Below are 18947 nucleotides of genomic sequence, written 5' to 3'. Positions count from 1 at the left end.
GCTCATTTAAAGGGCGTTCTTTTTCTTTAAATAGATTATATTATTTTTAGTACAATATTCTGATTGTAGGATTCATAGAATATGCTAAAATTAATTATATAAAGAATAAAATGGATGGGGTGGGATAATTGAAATGAATAAGAGAATTGGACAAATAGTTTCCATTGCATTAACTACAATTTGTATAAATGGATTATATGGCTTTAATATATTTAGTGGTTTAGCAATGGGATCAAAGGTATATGCATCAGAAACTGAAAGTGTTTATTTGAAAAATATATCTCTAAATAAAAGTGATATTGATTTTGATCAAGATACTTTTTATTATGATGTAAAAGTAGACAAGGATACAGATGAAATAAAAATTACTCTAAAGCCTAAAAGTGAAGATGTAGCAATCTCCATTAATGATGATTTTGTAGATAAAAGTGAAAATAATGTCTATAAAAAAGTAATAAGTTTAGAAAAAGGTAATAATACAGTGAGAGTGAAAGTAAGTAACGATGATGATTACAAAATATATACATTAAATATTATAAGAGGTGAAGCTGACCAGGATGATATTTATTTGGGTAATATAAGTTTAAGTAATGGTACCATTAATTTTTCAAAGGATACTACAAACTATGATATTAATGTAAGCGAATCTATAGGTAAAATAACCATAGGAGCTTTTCCGGACTCAGATATGTATGAAGTCATAATTGATGGAGGAATAGCAAATAAGGGAAACGATTATAAGCAAACGGTAGATTTAAATAAAGGTAAAAATCCTATAATAATAAAAGTAAAGGATAGCAAGCATGACAAACAAAGAACATATATATTAAATATAAATAGGGAAGATTCGTTAGATAATAAAGACACACAAGATGATATTTACCTAAATTATATAAAAGTAGATGATAAGAGGATTGATGTTGACGAAAATAAGAGAACATACAATATAAATCTCGATGAAGATACTTCTCAAGTAGATATAACTGCGGAACCAGCTAAAAGCGAATATAAGGTCAAAATCAATGATAAAATTACAGAAGATGTTGATAATTATAAAGATACGGTAGATCTAAAACAAGGAAGTAATAAAGTCATAATAAAAATTCAGGATGAACCCAATAATAAACAGAGAATTTATACATTAAATATTAATGTGGGGAAAGTAGAAAAAGATACAACCAGTATAAATGCTAAGTATAATCAATGGGTATTTGATAATAATGGGTGGAAATATAATGATTCTGCTGGAAATTCTCTAAAAAATACATGGTTTTATGATAAAAATACAGGCAAAAGTTATTACTTGCAGGCAGATGGGACGATGGCAACTGGATGGTTATTTAATAGCGGAAAGTGGTATTATTTAGATAGCAATGGAGGTATGCAAAGGGGATGGATAAATACCAGTGGAAATTGGTATTATCTTAACTCAGAAGGGATAATGCAAGCTGGTTGGATTAAAGATGTGAATGGAAAATACTATTATCTTCAAGATAATGGTGCTATGGTTAAGAATACACAAATTGGTGGATATAAACTTGGAAACGATGGGGCTTGGATAAAATAAAATGAAGAAGTTATTCAAAATGGAATTCTATTTTGAATAACTTTTTTAATTATATTTATAAGGAAATCTAGAATTCTTGGCGCTAGTGTTAAATTAATTTTTTTGTAAGGAATATATAGCAAGAATATATATATATAATAGGGAGTATAAAAAATTATATGAAATTTTAATTTTAAAAAGTAAAAAAGTACCTAAATATATTTTGAGTGTTGTATAGTATAATGTGTTTAAGGATATTTAAGGGACTTTAGGAAGTATATTAATATAAAATATATATTTTGTAAAATACCTAAAATGGCACCAAAGTATATAGTAATTATCTTACTATATAATATGTGAGGCAAAATTTTTATAAATTATTTGAAGAAAATAATTATAAGTTATTAAAAAGGTACCCAAAAAAGAAATCCTGGTTGTATTATTTAATGACAATATAGGAAATGACAGGTAGATAATGAAATTTAAAAAAATAGTGGCATTTTATGTACAAGTAGTATTTAGTGTGGTAGAATGTAATAACTAATGTAATTTTAGTATAAATTACATATAACAGTAATTGTTAAGAATGATTTTTATACAAAAATATACATTATAAGCATTATCAACTTTACATGGTTGTACAATAATGCTATAATTTATCTGAATTCGAAAATTTAGGAGGGAAATAAAAATTATGTTTAAAAGAGCAAACAAAATTACAGCTTTATTAGTAGCAGCTACTTCTGTTATGGCAATAGTACCAGCAATGGCTGCAACAAAATTAGGAACTAAAGATGGTACAATTGAAAAGGCAGTAGCATTCAGTGATGGAAAGTATCTTTACCAAGGATACAGAACTGACGATGATGATAGCGGATTATATTACAATGCTGGAGATAAGGACAAGAAGTTAGACGATGCATCAGAAATAGATACTGAATACGGTAAATATGATGATAAATACGTTGCAGCACAAGATGGAAATAATAAGTATGTTGTAGATTTATCAACTGGAAAGATTTCAGACGATGATACTCCAAGTGATTTAAAAGAAACAGCACAAACTAAATTAGAAAATAAATTAAAGAAAACAGACAGATATAATAACGACAACGTAAAAGTTGGTACACTTCAACCTATTTCAAGCAGCACTGGTGTTGATGAATTTGAAGATGTATGGTATGCATATTCTGCAAGCACAGGTGGAGCTATATCAACAACTACTACTGATGGAGCAGCTAATATAAGTTATTCTGGTTATACAAATAATTCAGGAACTTATATAGATTGTTCTAAAGATCTTAATATCTATGTATACAATGGATATAAGATGATTAAGTTAGAAGAACTTGGAGATCAAGATGTAGCTTCATCTGAAGATAAAGCTAAAGGAGCACATGATGTAAAGGTAACAAGCATAACTTACCTTAAAACTTTAGCACAAGATAGTAAGTACATCTATAGATTAGTTAAGGTTCATGTTGATGGAGCTCAATTAGTTGATAGCGTATCAGGTGGAACAGAAACTAATCCTCAAGAATTATACTACGTTCAAAAGATTTCTAAGGAACAAAGTGGATCTAAAGAAAAAGACGCATATTTACCAAAAACTACTGAATCTTATCAAATAGCAGATACTCTAGGTGATGGGGATGTAAAGGATGCTTATAATGCAATCATGGATTCTTATAACTACAATGGTACTGCAAAAGATTATTATACTTATGTTGTAGAAGGATGCCTTTATAGCACATTCAGAGACAGTGATAAAGTTAAAACTATCAAGATGAGCTTAAAGACTAGTGAAAAGCTTAAGAAGAACAATGTTTCTAATGGAGATAAAGTTGACGGTCATGTAGTTAAGAAAGATGGAGACAAAGATCAAAAGATCGAAGAAACAAACTCAAACTCAGCTTGGACTGTTGATACTAAAGGAAATGTATGGGCACTTAAAGATGGAGAAATTTTAGAATCAACTAAAATTGGTGACTTTAAAACAGTATATACTGTAGATAGATCATTCGATTCTTTAGATGTATATGATGAAAAGAATTTAATCGCTTGGGAAGATGGCGGAGATGCTTATACAACTGTTGGTGAAGGAACAAAGCAAGCTGCAGATGATGCAGCAGCAGTAACACCTGTTACTCCAGCTAAAGTTGGTTGGGATAAGTTAGCAGATGGAACTTGGAACTTCTACGATGCAACAGGTGCTAAGGTTGCTAATAACTGGGTTAACGTTGGTGGAGCTTGGTACTTCTTAAAAGCTGACGGTGTTATGGCTACAGGATGGCAACAAGTTGGTGGTACTTGGTACTACTTAGCAGGATCAGGAGCTATGGCTACTGGTTGGATAAATGACGGTGGAAACTGGTATTACTTAAATGCATCAGGTGCTATGTTAGCTAATACAACAACTCCTGATGGATATTATGTAGGAGCATCTGGAGCTTGGGTTAGATAATATTTATATTTGATTTTATCTAGCAACTAGTTTTGGAAATTGACAATTTAAAATTGGACGAGGCTATGCCTCGTCTATTTTTATATAGTTAATAACTTTCTATGGTATTAATTACTGGTTTAAATAATAAAATTGAAAATGTATGAATAAGGAGGGGAATATATGAATAAATGGATCAAAAGTATGGTATCTACAACTGCATTAATTACTATTTTCTTTGCGATGGAGTCTTTGACCTTATCAAAGTTTCAAGCTAATATAGCATATGGGATGAGTTATCAATTAACTGATTTAGGAATGGAAAATAGCAATGGTGGAAATGTAAATCTTTATAAAAATGATAATTATACTCGAGAATTGGATAATAATAGAGATATTGAAAAAACTTATTATGCTAAGGTTTCGTCCGATACATCAACAGTAAGCTTTAATACAAGTGGTTTTGATGGAAATGTTAAAATTTTTAAGGACAAAAGTTCAAAAGTATATGATTCTGGAAAAGAGATACCAATTCTTACTGGAAAGACTACATTTCACATAAGACTTTATGACACATATGATGAAAGTAATCCGAATAATTTTAAAAAAGAATATAAGGTCATTGTAAAAAAATATACAAGTGAAGAAGAAAACGAAATTAATAATGACGATCAAGGAGATATATATCTAAAAAGTATTGAATTAGATTATGGAGATATACCTATAGGTTTTAATAGAGAGAAATCAAATTATACTGTCAATGTAGATTCTGATGTTAAATCATTAGCAATTAAAGCTGAACCAGAAGATGGAGCAACTACCGTTAAGATAAATAATTTAACAATTGATGAAAATGACGGATATAAAAAAGATATAAGTCTAGTTAGTGGTGAGAATAAGTTTGAAATTACTCTTTCCCAAGAAGGCGAGAAAGAAAGGACCTATATAGTATATATAAATAGAGTCGGAGATTCGAATAAAGTAACGAAGGATACTAATACTGAAAAACAAATCGATGATGCTGATAAAGCTATAGGTAATAACGTTAATACTAGCAATAATACTGGAAGTTCTGGTAGTCCAAATAGCTGGGTTCAAGTTTCGGGTAAATGGAAATATAATGATGGATTTGGAAATCCAATAAGAAATACATGGTATTATGATAATAATTATAAAACAAATTATTATTTTGATGCAGACGGATATATGGTCGTAGGATGGTTACGATTAGATAATAATTGGTATTATCTAAATAGCAGTGGAGCCATGGAAACAGGTTGGAAACAAGTTGGAGGTAATTGGTATTACCTTGACTATGATGGGAAAATGAGAACAGGTTGGTTTAAAGATGTAGATGGAAAGTATTATTATTTAAATGAATCAAATGGGGCTATGGTTCATGATGCTGTTATAAATGGATATAAACTAGGAAATGATGGAGTCTGGAAAAAATAATATTCGTTAAAATGAAGGAAAATTATTATATGTTAAGATTTTATGTCGGTGGATACTTGATTTCTAGTCATAAAAGGAAGGAAGGATAAAAATGAATAAAGGTATAAAATGTTTAATTTCAGCAACTCTTATTATAGGAACATTTTCTGTATTAGAGCCAGGAAAATACATTAATGTAATGAATATTAAGGCATACGCAGATAGTGATATTTATTTAAAAGGTATAAATGTTACAGATGGGGATCCTATAGAATTAAATAGTTCTAAAAAAACTTACAGTACAGACGTACCTAACTCAGATAAAGAAGTTGTAATTAGAGTCACAACTTATAATAAAGATGATAAGGTAACAATAGATGGGGATAAAAATCCTGAAAAACAAAGTGATACAAAATTTAAAAAGACAGTTACCTTAGAGAAAGGTACTAACACCTTTGATGTAACAGTTGAAAGTGAAGATGGAGAAAAAGAAAGAGAGTACACTTTGAAGATAGATAGGGGGGGGAAGCAGTCGAGCGACTCGGAATCTGTTTTTTTAGATAATATAAATTTAGATTTTGGCGATTTGGTATTTTCTAAAGATATTACTTCTTACGATGTTACCGTTCCGGAGGATGTAGAGGAATTAAGAGTTCAAGCTGAACCGGAAAATAATAATTATATAGTCAGAATCGACGGTTTGAAAGTAGATGATGATGACAAATTTAGAAAAGAAGTTAAGCTTAGCAAAGGACAAAATTCAATATCAATAGATGTTGAAGATGATGAAGATGATGAGAATACTAAGACATACACTTTAAATGTATATAGAGGAAAAAATCCATCACAAAGTACTAACAATACGGATAATGTTAAATTTGATAATAAACAGGATGAAATATATTTAGATGATATAGTTTTGGATGATAATGATGTGAAATACACTCCGAATTTTAATAAAAAAATAACTTCATATAGCGTTGATGTTCCAGAAACATCAGAGGATATTATAATAAAAGGTGAACCTGAAAATGGATCAAATATAGTTAAGATTAATGGAACTACAGCAGATTCTAAAAATAGAAAAAGAGTATCTTTAACTAAAGGTAAAAATGTAATTGAGGTACAAGTTAACAAGGATTGTGAGGAAGACGATGATGACTATGAGAAAAGAATATATACATTGACAATTTATAGAGGAACAAGTGAAGGGAGTAGTTTAACAGAAAGTAATGCTACTAATTCGGAAACCGATAATAAAGATGCAGGTAAGAATGTGCAAAACACTGTAGCTTCAAATAAAGTAAACCAATGGATTAATGTAAATGGAAAATGGCAGTATTATGATTCTACAGGAAAGCCAATAAAAGGTACTTGGTATCTTGACAAAAATTATGGGAAGTATTATTTTCTTAATCAAGATGGAAATATGGCTACAGGATGGCTGCTTAATAATGGGAGTTGGTATTACTTAGAGCAAAATGGAGCTATGGTAACAGGATGGAAGCAATTAGGAAGTAATTGGTATTGCTTAGATAGTCAAGGAAAAATGAGAACAGGATGGTTCAAAGATGCTGATGGTAAGTGGTATTATTTAGGTGAATCAGGAGCAATGTCTGTAAATACTACAGTTGGAAACTATAAGGTTGGAACTGATGGAACTTGGATAAGATAAAAAATTATCTTAAAATTACAGTAAATTCTTATAAGTATTAAGGAGGTATCTAAATGATACCTCCTTAATACTTATTTATTTAATTTCTTATTAAGTTTTTGTCTATTCATATAATTAAGTGAAACACCAACACCTAAAACTATCCAGAATACTGGAGCTACACTTACAACAGAATCATTAAAGACTCCAGCAAATAGATAACCTATAACACCTAAACATGTTGCAGCACCAAGTTTTTGAGATTTGGTAAAATCTTTTTTCAAAGCATAAAGCTTCATACTATCAATAATGTAAATAACCATAACAGCTAAGAATGCCAATAGTGCAATGATTCCATCACTTAATGCAATTTGTAGGTAAAGATTGTGTGGTTTATCTATAATCGTATTAGGCGAACCATATGTATAGTACAAACCTATTAAATCATTTTGAGGAAATCTAAAAACAAATGTATCAGGGCCACTACCTAGTATTAGGTTATCTTTAAGCATGGGAAGTGATCGTGACCAAATATAACCTCTAGCAGAGCCAAGTTTTTCTTTTCCCTTAAATCCAACAGTTGGAGGGAGCTCCACATCAATATCTTTTTTACTATTTAAGTTTATTAGATGAATACTATTATCACTTTTTAAGTTAAACATAAACATTGGTTGGTTATCTAGATTTAAAAGTAAAGCATCATCTCTATTTGAATTAGGATAGAATTTTCCATATTTAAAAGAGATATTTTTAAATTTTTCATTATTAGTTGTATAAAGTTTATTTCCATTAACATTCCCTTTGACATAGCTAATGATTTCATTTTTTGAATTTTTGAATACATAATCATTATTCTCATAAGAAATATTTAAAGTATCGTTTTGTAATATAACTTGTACATCTTTATCTACGTGCTTTACATCTCTAATAGGCACGTGGTCTTTGTAATCAAAATCACTAGTATCTTTAAATACACTAAACGCATCTGTTATTAAACTAGGAACTCTTTCAAAAAGAGCACCTTTGGTAGCGAAATTACCAACAATAGCTATAACTAATATAGAGGAAAAGACTATTAAAAGAGGCTTCCATTTCTCTACAACTAATTTCCAAAATATAATTAAGGCAAAAATACCTGCAACTGCAATGCCAATAATTCCAGCACGAGAAGTACTTCCAAACAATAACCATATAGAAAGCAATGAAAAAAATCCAAGATTTAATTTATGGAAAATATCTTCATCTTCAAGCAAAGTCAGGCAGAATAATATTGGTAAAACGATAGCAACAAAACTGCCAACATAATCATAATGAAATAAAGTCCCGTATAATTTACCTTTTTCATAAAGTAAATTTAGGGAAGCGCCAGTTCTATATTCACTAGGAACAGCAATAGTCATACCTAGTTTACTTTTTAATAAGTCTTGTCCAAGATATTGAAAAAGACCTAATAATGAGTTGATACCAACTAATATAAAAATAGGGGTAATTATATATTTGTAATCATTTGTCGTTTTAAAGGTATAAATGGAATACACAAATAGAATAAAATAACAAGCAATTGTAATAAATCCTTCAGCCCTGTCATATATACCGTAAAAAGATACTTGTTTATAATTTGAAAATATTGCAGAAAGCAAAGTGAAAATCAGAAATATGCTGCCTGCCAATATAATTGAGTTTACAGTTTTATCTTTCTTTTTAAATACTTGCTTAAAAAAGATAATACTAATACCAACCAATATTATGCAGAAAATCATTAGTAGAAAGGCTTTATCTTGAGCGAAAAATTCCCTTTTGGCTTTTTCTCCAAAAATATTCAAAGTATTTTCGTCTGCATTAGTAATTGCCATACGGACAATTAAAGGTACTATAGTCAGTATAAATGCAATGGGAAAGAAAAAATCGATGTTTCTTTTCTTAAAAAAGGTTTTAATGTTCTCCAATTTCCACACATCCTAATATATTTATTTTTGTAATTTATTAATACAAATTATTTAAATTATAACACTCCACATAAGTCATTGCAATTAAGTGAAATGGCAACCTTTATAAAACAAGACTTACTTATTTAATGGAATTAAGCAGATTTTGGTATTTTCTATTTAAATAAATTCTTAAATATTTCTATTAAATATTTCATCTTTATACCACAATATACTAGCGACGTCACAAAAGAACCATACTTATCTTTGTAGTGTTTTTTGTAAAAAATCCACATTGCCTCATGGAAGTCATATATAACCTTAAATCTTTTCTTTTTAGAACTAGCGCCTTTATAATGTATAATTTGTGCTTCAGGGTAGTAGAGTATTTTATATCCGCGTTCTTTAATTTTATAACATAAATCTATATCTTCACCGTACATAAAAAAGTCCTCATCAAGGCCACCAACTTCCTCGAAAACAAATTTTGGCATAAGCATAAATGCTCCGGTAAGGCAATCAATTTCTCCAATCTCATTCTCATCTAGGTGAAATGCATTATATTGTCCATACTTTAATGCATTTTTTTTATGTAATTTCAAAAAATAATATAATGAGGCTTTGGGCGTGGGGAAACCACGTTTGCAAGCATGATCTAGTTCGCCATTGGCTAAAATTACTTTACAACCTAACGCACCAATGTTTTTGTCTTTTTTTATCTGTGCTATACATTTTTCTAAACAATTTTCTTTAAGCACAGTGTCAGAATTTAATAATAGTATGTATTTTCCTTTGGCAAGCTTAATTCCTATATTATTTGCTTTTGCAAAGCCTAAGTTATCTTTATTTATAATTATGCGAAGTTTTTGAGTTATTAGAATATTTTTGAATTTATCTTGTAATTTATAGATACTGCCATCGCTAGAAGCATTATCTATAAGTATAATTTCATAATTAAAGTTGTGATGTTCTTTAATTATAGACTCTATTGCTTGTTTAGTAAGATTATAAGTATTGTAGTTTACAATGATAATAGATAATTTCACGTTTTTTCTCCCTTGATAATTTTTATTAAGTACAAAAGATATTGATAAGAATCAATAGGAATCGACGTTTTGTTATAAGTTAACTTCATTATTTGTTGATTTATGATTATTTGTCATAATTTTTTCACTGTTTCTAAACCCCTTGAAGGCGGTTTTAAACAATATACTGATATCCATTAAGATATTCCAGTTCTCTATATAGTGAATATCAAATTCAATTCTTTTTTTTATGGAAGTATCACCTCTATAACCATTTACCTGAGCTAGTCCAGTAATCCCGGGCTTTACTTGATGTTTTACCATGTAAAGAGGAATTTCATTTTTAAAGTTTTTAACAAAATGTGGGAGCTCAGGCCTAGGACCAACTAAACTCATATCACCTTTTAATACGTTAAAGAATTGTGGTAGTTCATCTATGGAAAATTTGCGAATAAAAGAACCAAACTTAGTTTTTCTAGGATCATTATTCGTACTCCAGCCAGTCTCCTCTTGTGAATTAATGTTCATTGATCTAAATTTATACATAACGAATAAGTTTTTGTTTAGTCCTACTCGTTTTTGCTTGAATATTATAGGGCCTTTTGAAGTAAGTTTGATAATTATAGCTGTTATAAGCATTATAGGGCTTGTACATAGTATTAAAAAAAGTGAACATAGTATGTCCATAATTCTTTTTATAAAAGCATTACCCAGATTGTCTAAAGGAATCCTTCGTATATTAATCAAAGGAATATTTCCGAGTTGATCAATATATGGCTGGCTTGGAATGTATTTGTAGCAAAAGGGTATTATCGAAATTTTTGTACCACTTTTTTCACAATCTGAAACTATATTTTCTAAATGCTTTGCATCTGACAGATCAAGAGCACAAATAACTTCATCAGGTTTAAACTCATTTAGAACATTATATAAATCAGAATAGTTTCCAAGCTTTTTACCTTGAAAATTAGAAGTATCCGATATATATCCAGAATAATTATAGCCAAAGCCTTTATTGCTATTTAGAACTTCTAAGTATTCATTTGCGACCTCACCAGCACCAACAATTATTATATGTTTTAAGTTGAGTCCTTTAGTTCTCATTCGCGATAATATTTTTCTTAGAATAAATCTTTTCATCATTATTAATACAATATTCACAAAATAAAAAATAATTATTACTAACCTTGAAATGTGTACTAGTTTTAGAACAAAGAGCAACGATAAAAGAATAGCAGTAAGAATTGTATTAGATTTAATTATTGCACCACATTCTTTAACAAAAGATCTTGTTCTAAATGAATGATAGAGGTTGAAAAAATTAAATAAAATAAGATTTATTGGAATTATTATAATAGAAAACTTAATGTATGTGGCTAAAGTGATATAATAAGTATCTGGGGAAAAAATATAAAAACGAATTAAATATGCTAATGTCATTGAAATAAATAAAATTATAATATCTGAAATAGCATTAAATTTATTTAATAGATTTTGATTTTCTTTTATCATCCATATCATCCTTTATAGTTCGAATTTAAACTGTTTCATTATTGTACCATAAATGTTTAAATGGTTACTAAAATAACAAAGGTTATATAAAAAAATACGTTTATAATATCATTTTACATAAAAATTCGTAATAAATAAAGGGTTTCAATAAATTGGACTAACTACCAATGCATAATTAGAGTAGTAGTTATTTATTTATTCCTTATAATATGATAATATCTAATATAGAATGTGAATAAAGTACATATATTTCAAATTTAAAGTTTTTTCTATGAATGAAGAGTTTGAAAGTTTTATGAGTATATTTTAGATAGTTTGACTAAATAACATTTTAGATAATCAAAATTTAATAGAATTTTGGTAAATTAAAGTTTTAATAAGTAAAAGTATGTAGGAAGAAGGGATTATTTTGACAAAAGGTATAATACTTGCAGGAGGAAGTGGGACAAGACTTTATCCGTTAACTATGGTGACTTCAAAACAGTTACTTCCAGTATATGACAAGCCTATGATATATTATCCATTATCAACTTTGATGTTAGCTGGGATAAGAGATATATTAATAATTTCAACACCAAAGGATTTACCTAATTTTGAAAAACTGCTAGGTAATGGATCGAGATATGGAATAAATTTATCATATAAAGTGCAGCCATCTCCAGATGGACTAGCTCAAGCATTTATACTAGGAGAAGAATTTGTTGGAAATCATAATTGTGCAATGATTCTTGGAGATAATATATTTCACGGAAATGGACTTAAAAATCATTTGAAAAAGGCAGTAGAAAATGAAGGCCGTGCAACAGTTTTTGGATATTATGTGGATGATCCAGAACGTTTTGGTGTAGTAGAATTTGATGTTAACGGAAAAGCTGTATCTTTAGAAGAAAAACCAGAAAATCCGAAATCTAATTATGCTGTAACAGGGCTTTATTTTTATGATAATAAAGTATGTGAATATGCTAAGAGTCTAAAACCATCAGCAAGAGGGGAATTAGAAATTACAGATTTAAATAAAATTTACCTTGAAAAAGGTAAGCTAGATGTAACAACTCTTGGACGAGGATATGGCTGGCTTGATACTGGGACAGTAGATAGCTTAACAGAAGCTTCGGAATATGTAAAAGTAATTGAAACTAGACAAGGACTTAAAATAGCTTGCTTGGAAGAGATTTCTTATAAAAATGGATGGATAGATAAGAAGACATTACTTGAAAGCGCAGATCAATATGGAAAGAGTCCTTATGGACAACATTTAAAAAATGTTGCTGAAGGGAAAGTTATTTATTAATTTTTAATAGTAAATTGAAGAGAGGTATCTATAATGAATTTGATAAAAACTAAACTAGAAGGTGTTTACATAGTAGAACCACAAGTTTTTGGAGATGAAAGAGGATGGTTTATGGAAACTTACTCTAGAATAAAAACACCAGAAATTGCTTGTGATTTTTGCCAGGATAATCAATCATATTCTAAGGGAAAAGGAATACTTAGAGGAATTCACTTTCAAAACGGAGAACATGCTCAAGCAAAATTGGTTAGATGTGTTAATGGTGCAGTTATTGATGTTGCTGTTGATTTAAGAAAAGGATCGCCAACATATAAGGAATGGGTAGCTGTTGAGTTGTCGGCGGAAAATAAAAGACAATTATTTATTCCAAGGGGGTTCGGTCATGGATTTGTAACCTTAACTGATGATGTGGAGTTTGTATATAAAACAGATAATTATTATAACTATGAAAGTGATAGAAGTATTTGTTACTGTGATTCTGAAATTGGTGTTGAATGGGGAATTGAAAATCCTATTCTTTCTGAAAAAGATAAAAAGGCACCATTACTTAAAGATAGTGATTGTACTTTTATATATGAAAAATAATAAACAATTAATAATATATAATTGACAATTGTTTACTGTAAATTGAAAAGGAGTGTGGAAGATGAAAATTGTTGTGACAGGTGGTGCGGGGTTTATTGGTGGAAACTTTGTTCACTATATGCTTAATAAATATAATGATTATAAAATAATTTGTGTTGATGCTTTAACTTATGCTGGAAATATGGAAACATTGGCATCAGTTGAAGATAATTCTAATTTTAGTTTCTATAAAATAGATATAGCTGATAGAAAAGCAATTTATGAAATGTTTGAAAAAGAAAATCCAGATATTGTAGTAAACTTTGCAGCAGAAAGTCATGTGGATAGATCTATTGAAAATCCAGAAATATTTTTAAGAACTAATATCATGGGAACACAAGTACTTATGGATGCTTGTAGAAGATATGGAGTAAAGAGATATCATCAGGTATCTACAGATGAAGTTTATGGAGATTTACCTTTAGATAGACCAGACCTTTTCTTTACAGAAGAAACTCCAATACACACTTCAAGTCCATATTCATCAAGTAAAGCATCTGCGGATCTTTTAGTTGGTGCATATCATAGAACCTATGGATTACCAGTTACAATTTCAAGATGCTCAAATAACTATGGACCATATCATTTTCCAGAAAAGTTAATTCCGCTTATTATAGCAAATGCATTAAATGATAAGGAATTGCCGGTTTATGGAACTGGAGAAAATGTTAGAGATTGGTTATATGTAGAAGACCACTGCAGGGCAATTGATTTAATTATTCATGAAGGAAAGGTTGGAGAAGTTTACAATATAGGTGGACATAACGAACGTACTAATCTAGAAGTTGTTAAAACAATCATAAGAGAACTTGGAAAATCAGAAGAATTAATTAAATATGTAACAGATCGTAAAGGGCATGATATGCGTTATGCAATAGATCCTACAAAAATTCATAATGAGCTTGGATGGCTTCCAACAACAACTTTCGATGAAGGTATTAAAAAGACTATTAAATGGTATTTAGATAATAAAGCTTGGTGGAAAAATATTATTAATGGAGAATATCAGAATTATTATGACAAGATGTATAGAAGTAGATAAGCCGTTAGTATCTATATTATTAGCTGTTTATAAGCCAAATGCAAAGTGGCTTATAAAACAGCTGATTTCTTTAAATGAACAGACTTATAAGAATATAGAATTGTTAGTTTATGATGATTGCCCTGAAGTGCCAGTAAATGAGGAATATTTTAAAAAGTATATAACCAAATTTAGATATACATTAATTAGAGGAGAAAAAAATCAAGGTTCTAACAGAGCTTTTGAGGAACTAACTAAAATTGCGAATGGAGATTTTCTTTCATATTGTGATCAGGATGATATTTGGGAAGTTAATAAGATAGCTATAATGATGGGGAAATTTATTGACGAAGATGTAACACTTGTATGCAGTGATCTATTAATAATTGATGAAAGCGATAAGAGAATAGCTGATAGCATAACTGAGGTAAAAAAAAGAATTGTATATAAGTCGGGGGATAATTTAGCAAAAGAGTTATTAATGACTAACTTTGTAACGGGATGTGCAATGATAGTTAGCAAAGATATAGCAAGGAAGGCAATACCTTTTGAAAAAACATTAATTCATGATCAATGGATTGCAATTATAGCAGCTTTAAATGGAAAAATAGAGTTTATAAATAAACCTTTAGTTAGATATAGACAGCATAGTTATAATCAGACTGGGATTTTGAAAGACGTGTTTGATAAGAAAACATATTATATTAAACGAATAGAAGATTTTATATGTCGCTATAAATCTTTAGAGGAAAGACTAAGCCATGACGATATAAAAGAGCAGATAGATGATTGCTTAATGTGGCTAAATGCCAGAAAAAAGTATTTTTTAAAACCTAATATAAAGGATTTAAAAATTATGATACAATATAGAAGTTTTCATAAGGTTTCTATATTAATAGAATCTATATTACCTTTTATACCAGAATCAACATTTAAATTTATTATAAGGTTAGCAAAAAAAGGGATTTTATAAAGGAGAATGAGTATGATATTAGTTACAGGAGTAAATGGACAGTTAGGATTTGATGTAGTAAAAGAATTAACTAAAAGAAATATTGAATGTTTAGGAATTGACAGAGAAGAATTAGATATAACAGACAAAGATGCTGTAGGGAAATATATTTCAAATTTAAAACCTGAATGTGTTATACATTGTGCAGCATACACAGCAGTGGATAGAGCAGAGGATGAAGAAGAAATTTGTTCAAAAGTAAATGTGTATGGTACAGAAAATATAGCAAATGCTTGTAAAAATATAGATGCTAAGATGATTTACATATCTACGGATTATGTATTTGATGGTCAAGGAGATACTCCTTTTGAAGTGAATGGGAATATTAAACCACATTCAATTTATGGAAAGACTAAATATGAAGGCGAATTAAAGGTAAAAGAGATTTTAGATAAATATTTCGTAGTTAGAATTTCTTGGGTATTTGGAGTAAATGGAAATAACTTTATTAAAACAATGATTAGATTAGGCAAAGAAAAAGAAAGCTTAAATGTCGTATGCGATCAAATAGGTAGCCCTACATATACAGCAGATTTAGCACCACTTTTATGTGATATGGCTTTAAGTGAAAAATATGGAACATATCATGCTACAAACGAGGGATATTGCTCTTGGGCAGAATTTGCTAGTGAAATTATGAAAAGAGCTGGACTAAATTGTAGAGTGAATCAGATTCCTACGAGTGAATATCCAGCAAAAGCAGCAAGACCTTTTAATTCAAGACTTTCAAAGAAAAGTTTAGTAGACAATGGATTTAATTTATTGCCAAGTTGGGAAGATGCATTGGATAGATATTTAATAGAATTGAAGTAAGAGGAAATATATAATATGAATAAGAAAAAGTTTATTAAACTAATAATATTAGCATTAATAGTGATTATTTCCAATATACTAATATTCAATTATTGTAATCTGGAGAATAGAAATATAACTTTAAGCTATAAGATAGTATCTGACAATCAAGATACATATCAGTTGTTCTATGGAAATGATACTGTATGGAATGAAGAACAATCTCAAAGTTTAAATTATGCAGAGGCTAGGAAACAAGAATCGCTTAAGTATACAATTTCTAATAATATACAGTATTTAAGGTTTGATTTGGGTAATCAGACATCTAATATAAATATATCAGATATAAAATTATCATATTTAAACAAAAGTGTATATTTAGATTTAGATCAAATGGTGGATAAAAATAATCAAAATCAAGTTGAAGAAATTCAAAGAGTTGGGAATTCTTTTGATATAAAAACAAATGGTACTGATCCTTATATAGTGTATAAAGTAGATCCAAAAGCATTTGAAGATTTTGATAGCTATAAGAATACTGTAAATAACATACTTAAGATAGTTATTTGTATAGTAATAGATATGTTATTGTTGGTGGTCTTAAGAAAATCGAGAAGTGTTTTTACATTGCTTCAAGAATTAAAAAACAATAAGACGTTAATATTAAATTTATCAAAAAATGATTTCAAAACTAAATATGCAGGTTCATATTTAGGAATAGTTTGGGCATTTATTCAGCCTATAGTAACTATAGTAGTATATTGGTTTGTGTTTGGAGTTGGGTTAAGGGCGGGTTCGCCAATTAAAGGTGTACCGTTTATATTATGGCTTATGGGAGGATTAGTACCATGGTTTTTCTTTCAAGAAGCATTACTTAATGCGACAAATTGCATGTTAGAATACAGTTATTTGGTAAAAAAAGTAGTATTTAAAGTAAGCATATTACCAATAGTAAAAATAGTATCAGCATTATTTGTGCATTTGGTATTTGTAGGATTCCTATTCGTAGTAGCTGGAATATATGGATTTTATCCATCCATGTATACAGTACAATTAATATACTATTCGTTTTGTGTATTTGTAATGGTACTTGGAATATCATATGCAACATGTGCAATAATGATATTCTTTAAGGATTTAGGTCAGATAATAAATATATTTTTACAGATAGGCATATGGATGACGCCAATAATGTGGAGTTATACAATGGTTCCAGAAGGATATCAATGGATATTAAAATTAAGTCCAATGTATTATGTAGTTGAAGGATATAGAGATACATTTTTAAATCACATTTGGTTTTTTCAACGATATTTTGAAACTGTTTATTTTTGGATAATAACATTGGGATTATTTGCTTTAGGTGCAATGATATTCAAGAAATTAAAGCCACATTTTGCAGATGTACTATAAAAGGAGATAACCATGTCAGAAATAGCGATAAAAGTAGAAAACTTGAGCAAGGTCTATAGGTTATATGATAGACCTACAGATAGAGTGAAAGAATCTTTAAGTTTAACAAAGAAAAAATACAGTAGAGAGCACTATGCATTAAATAATTTATCACTTGAAATAAAAAAAGGTGAGACAGTAGGAATATTAGGAACAAATGGATCAGGAAAATCAACATTACTTAAGATAATAACAGGTGTGCTTACGCCTTCTGAAGGGAATATTGAGGTTAATGGAAAAATATCTGCATTATTAGAATTGGGAGCAGGATTTAATCCGGAGTACACTGGATTAGAAAATATATATCTCAATGGAACTATGATGGGATATACAAGAGAAGAGATGAACTTAAAGGTAAGTTCGATAATTGAATTCGCTGATATAGGTGAATTTATTAATCAACCTGTAAAAACATATTCATCAGGTATGTTTGCACGATTAGCTTTTGCTGTATCTATAAATGTGGAACCAGATATTTTAATAGTAGATGAAGCATTATCAGTAGGAGACACTAGGTTTCAAATAAAATGTATTGAGAAAATGAAGAATCTTAAAGAAATTGGAACTACTATTCTTTTTGTTTCTCATGCGACTGAGCAAATCAAAAGATTTTGTACTCGTGGGGTATGGATAAATAAAGGAAAAATTATTGATATTGGTGAAGCTAGTGATGTGGTAGACAGATATGAGGCATTTATGCTGCAAGGCGAAGATTTTAAGATTGAGGTCAATAAAGACGAAAATATTATAAATCAAGAGGAAAAACTCATAAATGAAAAAGGTGAGGATCCAGAAATTATTAGACCAAGTAGTGATGTTTTGGCAAGAATAACAAAAGTAGCTTGTAATAAATCAAAATTCAAAACATTTGATAGAGTAGAAGTTTTAGTTGAGTATGAAGTATATGAACAAGAAATAGCTGAATTTCTACTAGGAGTAGCCTTATACACTCCTAATAGAGATTATATATTTGGACCCAATACTCATTTAGATAAGATTAGTGTACCTAATAAGTATGGAAGACATAAAGTTAAATATGTTATACCATCTATAACGTTATTATCTGGTCAATATAACGTAGATGCAGGCATTTTTACTAATGGGGGATTAGTGTGTATCGATTATAAAATGGATGCAGATAATTTTTTAATAACCAATGAATATTTTGTAGAAGGAAAACTATTCATAAATCACGAATGGAATGTGATTAACTAAA

14 protein-coding genes are annotated in these 18947 nt (G+C 29.3%); 11 read left to right on the top strand and 3 right to left on the bottom strand.

Features of this window, described 5'->3' with window-relative positions; all coding sequences use genetic code 11:
- Window positions 1–133 precede the first annotated feature (133 nt).
- From T483_RS28615 to T483_RS0101005, 4 genes are all read left to right on the top strand, one after another.
- The gene (locus tag T483_RS28615) at window positions 134–1567 is read left to right on the top strand and encodes an N-acetylmuramoyl-L-alanine amidase family protein (protein ID WP_051560260.1); all 1434 of its coding nucleotides are present in this window, start codon (window positions 134–136) and stop codon (window positions 1565–1567) included.
- A 673-nt stretch (window positions 1568–2240) separates the two neighbouring features.
- The gene (locus tag T483_RS0101015; protein ID WP_026885137.1) at window positions 2241–4010 is read left to right on the top strand and encodes an N-acetylmuramoyl-L-alanine amidase family protein; all 1770 of its coding nucleotides are present in this window, start codon (window positions 2241–2243) and stop codon (window positions 4008–4010) included.
- A gap of 162 nt (window positions 4011–4172) precedes the next feature.
- Entirely contained in the window at window positions 4173–5444 is a 1272-nt protein-coding gene (locus T483_RS32405; RefSeq protein WP_026885136.1) for an N-acetylmuramoyl-L-alanine amidase family protein, read from the top strand.
- A 91-nt stretch (window positions 5445–5535) separates the two neighbouring features.
- Window positions 5536–7098 carry an N-acetylmuramoyl-L-alanine amidase family protein gene (locus tag T483_RS0101005; RefSeq protein ID WP_026885135.1) on the top strand — a complete coding sequence of 521 codons (1563 nt, stop codon included), beginning with the start codon at window positions 5536–5538 and terminating at the stop codon, window positions 7096–7098.
- 71 nt (window positions 7099–7169) lie between these two features.
- Here T483_RS0101005 and T483_RS0101000 read toward each other — a convergent pair whose 3' ends face one another.
- From T483_RS0101000 to T483_RS0100990, 3 genes are all read right to left on the bottom strand, one after another.
- Window positions 7170–9023, bottom strand: coding sequence for an O-antigen ligase family protein (locus T483_RS0101000; protein WP_026885134.1), 1854 nt, complete (start codon window positions 9021–9023; stop codon window positions 7170–7172).
- Window positions 9024–9178: 155 nt separating this feature from the next.
- Window positions 9179–10048 (bottom strand): glycosyltransferase family 2 protein, encoded by an 870-nt coding sequence (locus T483_RS0100995; RefSeq protein WP_026885133.1) that lies wholly within the window; start codon window positions 10046–10048, stop codon window positions 9179–9181.
- Window positions 10049–10120: 72 nt separating this feature from the next.
- Window positions 10121–11539 (bottom strand): undecaprenyl-phosphate glucose phosphotransferase, encoded by a 1419-nt coding sequence (locus T483_RS0100990; protein WP_026885132.1) that lies wholly within the window; start codon window positions 11537–11539, stop codon window positions 10121–10123.
- A 409-nt stretch (window positions 11540–11948) separates the two neighbouring features.
- On the opposite strand from T483_RS0100990, the gene rfbA reads away from it, so the two are divergent.
- From rfbA to T483_RS0100955, 7 genes are all read left to right on the top strand, one after another.
- Window positions 11949–12830 carry a glucose-1-phosphate thymidylyltransferase RfbA gene (rfbA, locus tag T483_RS0100985; RefSeq protein WP_026885131.1) on the top strand — a complete coding sequence of 294 codons (882 nt, stop codon included), beginning with the start codon at window positions 11949–11951 and terminating at the stop codon, window positions 12828–12830.
- A 33-nt stretch (window positions 12831–12863) separates the two neighbouring features.
- Window positions 12864–13415 (top strand): dTDP-4-dehydrorhamnose 3,5-epimerase, encoded by a 552-nt coding sequence (gene rfbC / locus T483_RS0100980; RefSeq protein WP_026885130.1) that lies wholly within the window; start codon window positions 12864–12866, stop codon window positions 13413–13415.
- Window positions 13416–13476: 61 nt separating this feature from the next.
- On the top strand, window positions 13477–14496 hold the full coding sequence (gene rfbB, locus T483_RS0100975) for a dTDP-glucose 4,6-dehydratase (RefSeq protein ID WP_026885129.1): 1020 nt from the start codon (window positions 13477–13479) through the stop codon (window positions 14494–14496).
- Window positions 14471–15448: a glycosyltransferase gene (locus T483_RS0100970; protein WP_242841782.1), complete on the top strand. Its 978-nt coding sequence runs from the start codon at window positions 14471–14473 to the stop codon at window positions 15446–15448. The genes rfbB and T483_RS0100970 overlap by 26 nt, the downstream gene beginning before the upstream one ends.
- A 12-nt stretch (window positions 15449–15460) precedes the next feature.
- Complete coding sequence (gene rfbD / locus T483_RS0100965; RefSeq protein WP_026885127.1) at window positions 15461–16300, top strand: dTDP-4-dehydrorhamnose reductase; 840 nt, start codon at window positions 15461–15463, stop codon at window positions 16298–16300.
- A 15-nt stretch (window positions 16301–16315) separates the two neighbouring features.
- Window positions 16316–17692 (top strand): ABC transporter permease, encoded by a 1377-nt coding sequence (locus T483_RS0100960; protein WP_026885126.1) that lies wholly within the window; start codon window positions 16316–16318, stop codon window positions 17690–17692.
- Between the two features lie 12 nt (window positions 17693–17704).
- A complete protein-coding gene (locus T483_RS0100955; protein ID WP_026885125.1) occupies window positions 17705–18946 on the top strand; it encodes an ABC transporter ATP-binding protein in 1242 nt (413 codons plus the stop codon).
- The last annotated feature ends 1 nt before the right edge of the window (window position 18947 follow it).

Origin of the sequence: Clostridium beijerinckii HUN142 (genome assembly GCF_000621745.1) — a bacterium.
Taxonomy (GTDB): domain Bacteria; phylum Bacillota; class Clostridia; order Clostridiales; family Clostridiaceae; genus Clostridium; species Clostridium beijerinckii_A.
This window is presented reverse-complemented; position numbering and strand designations above follow the sequence as displayed.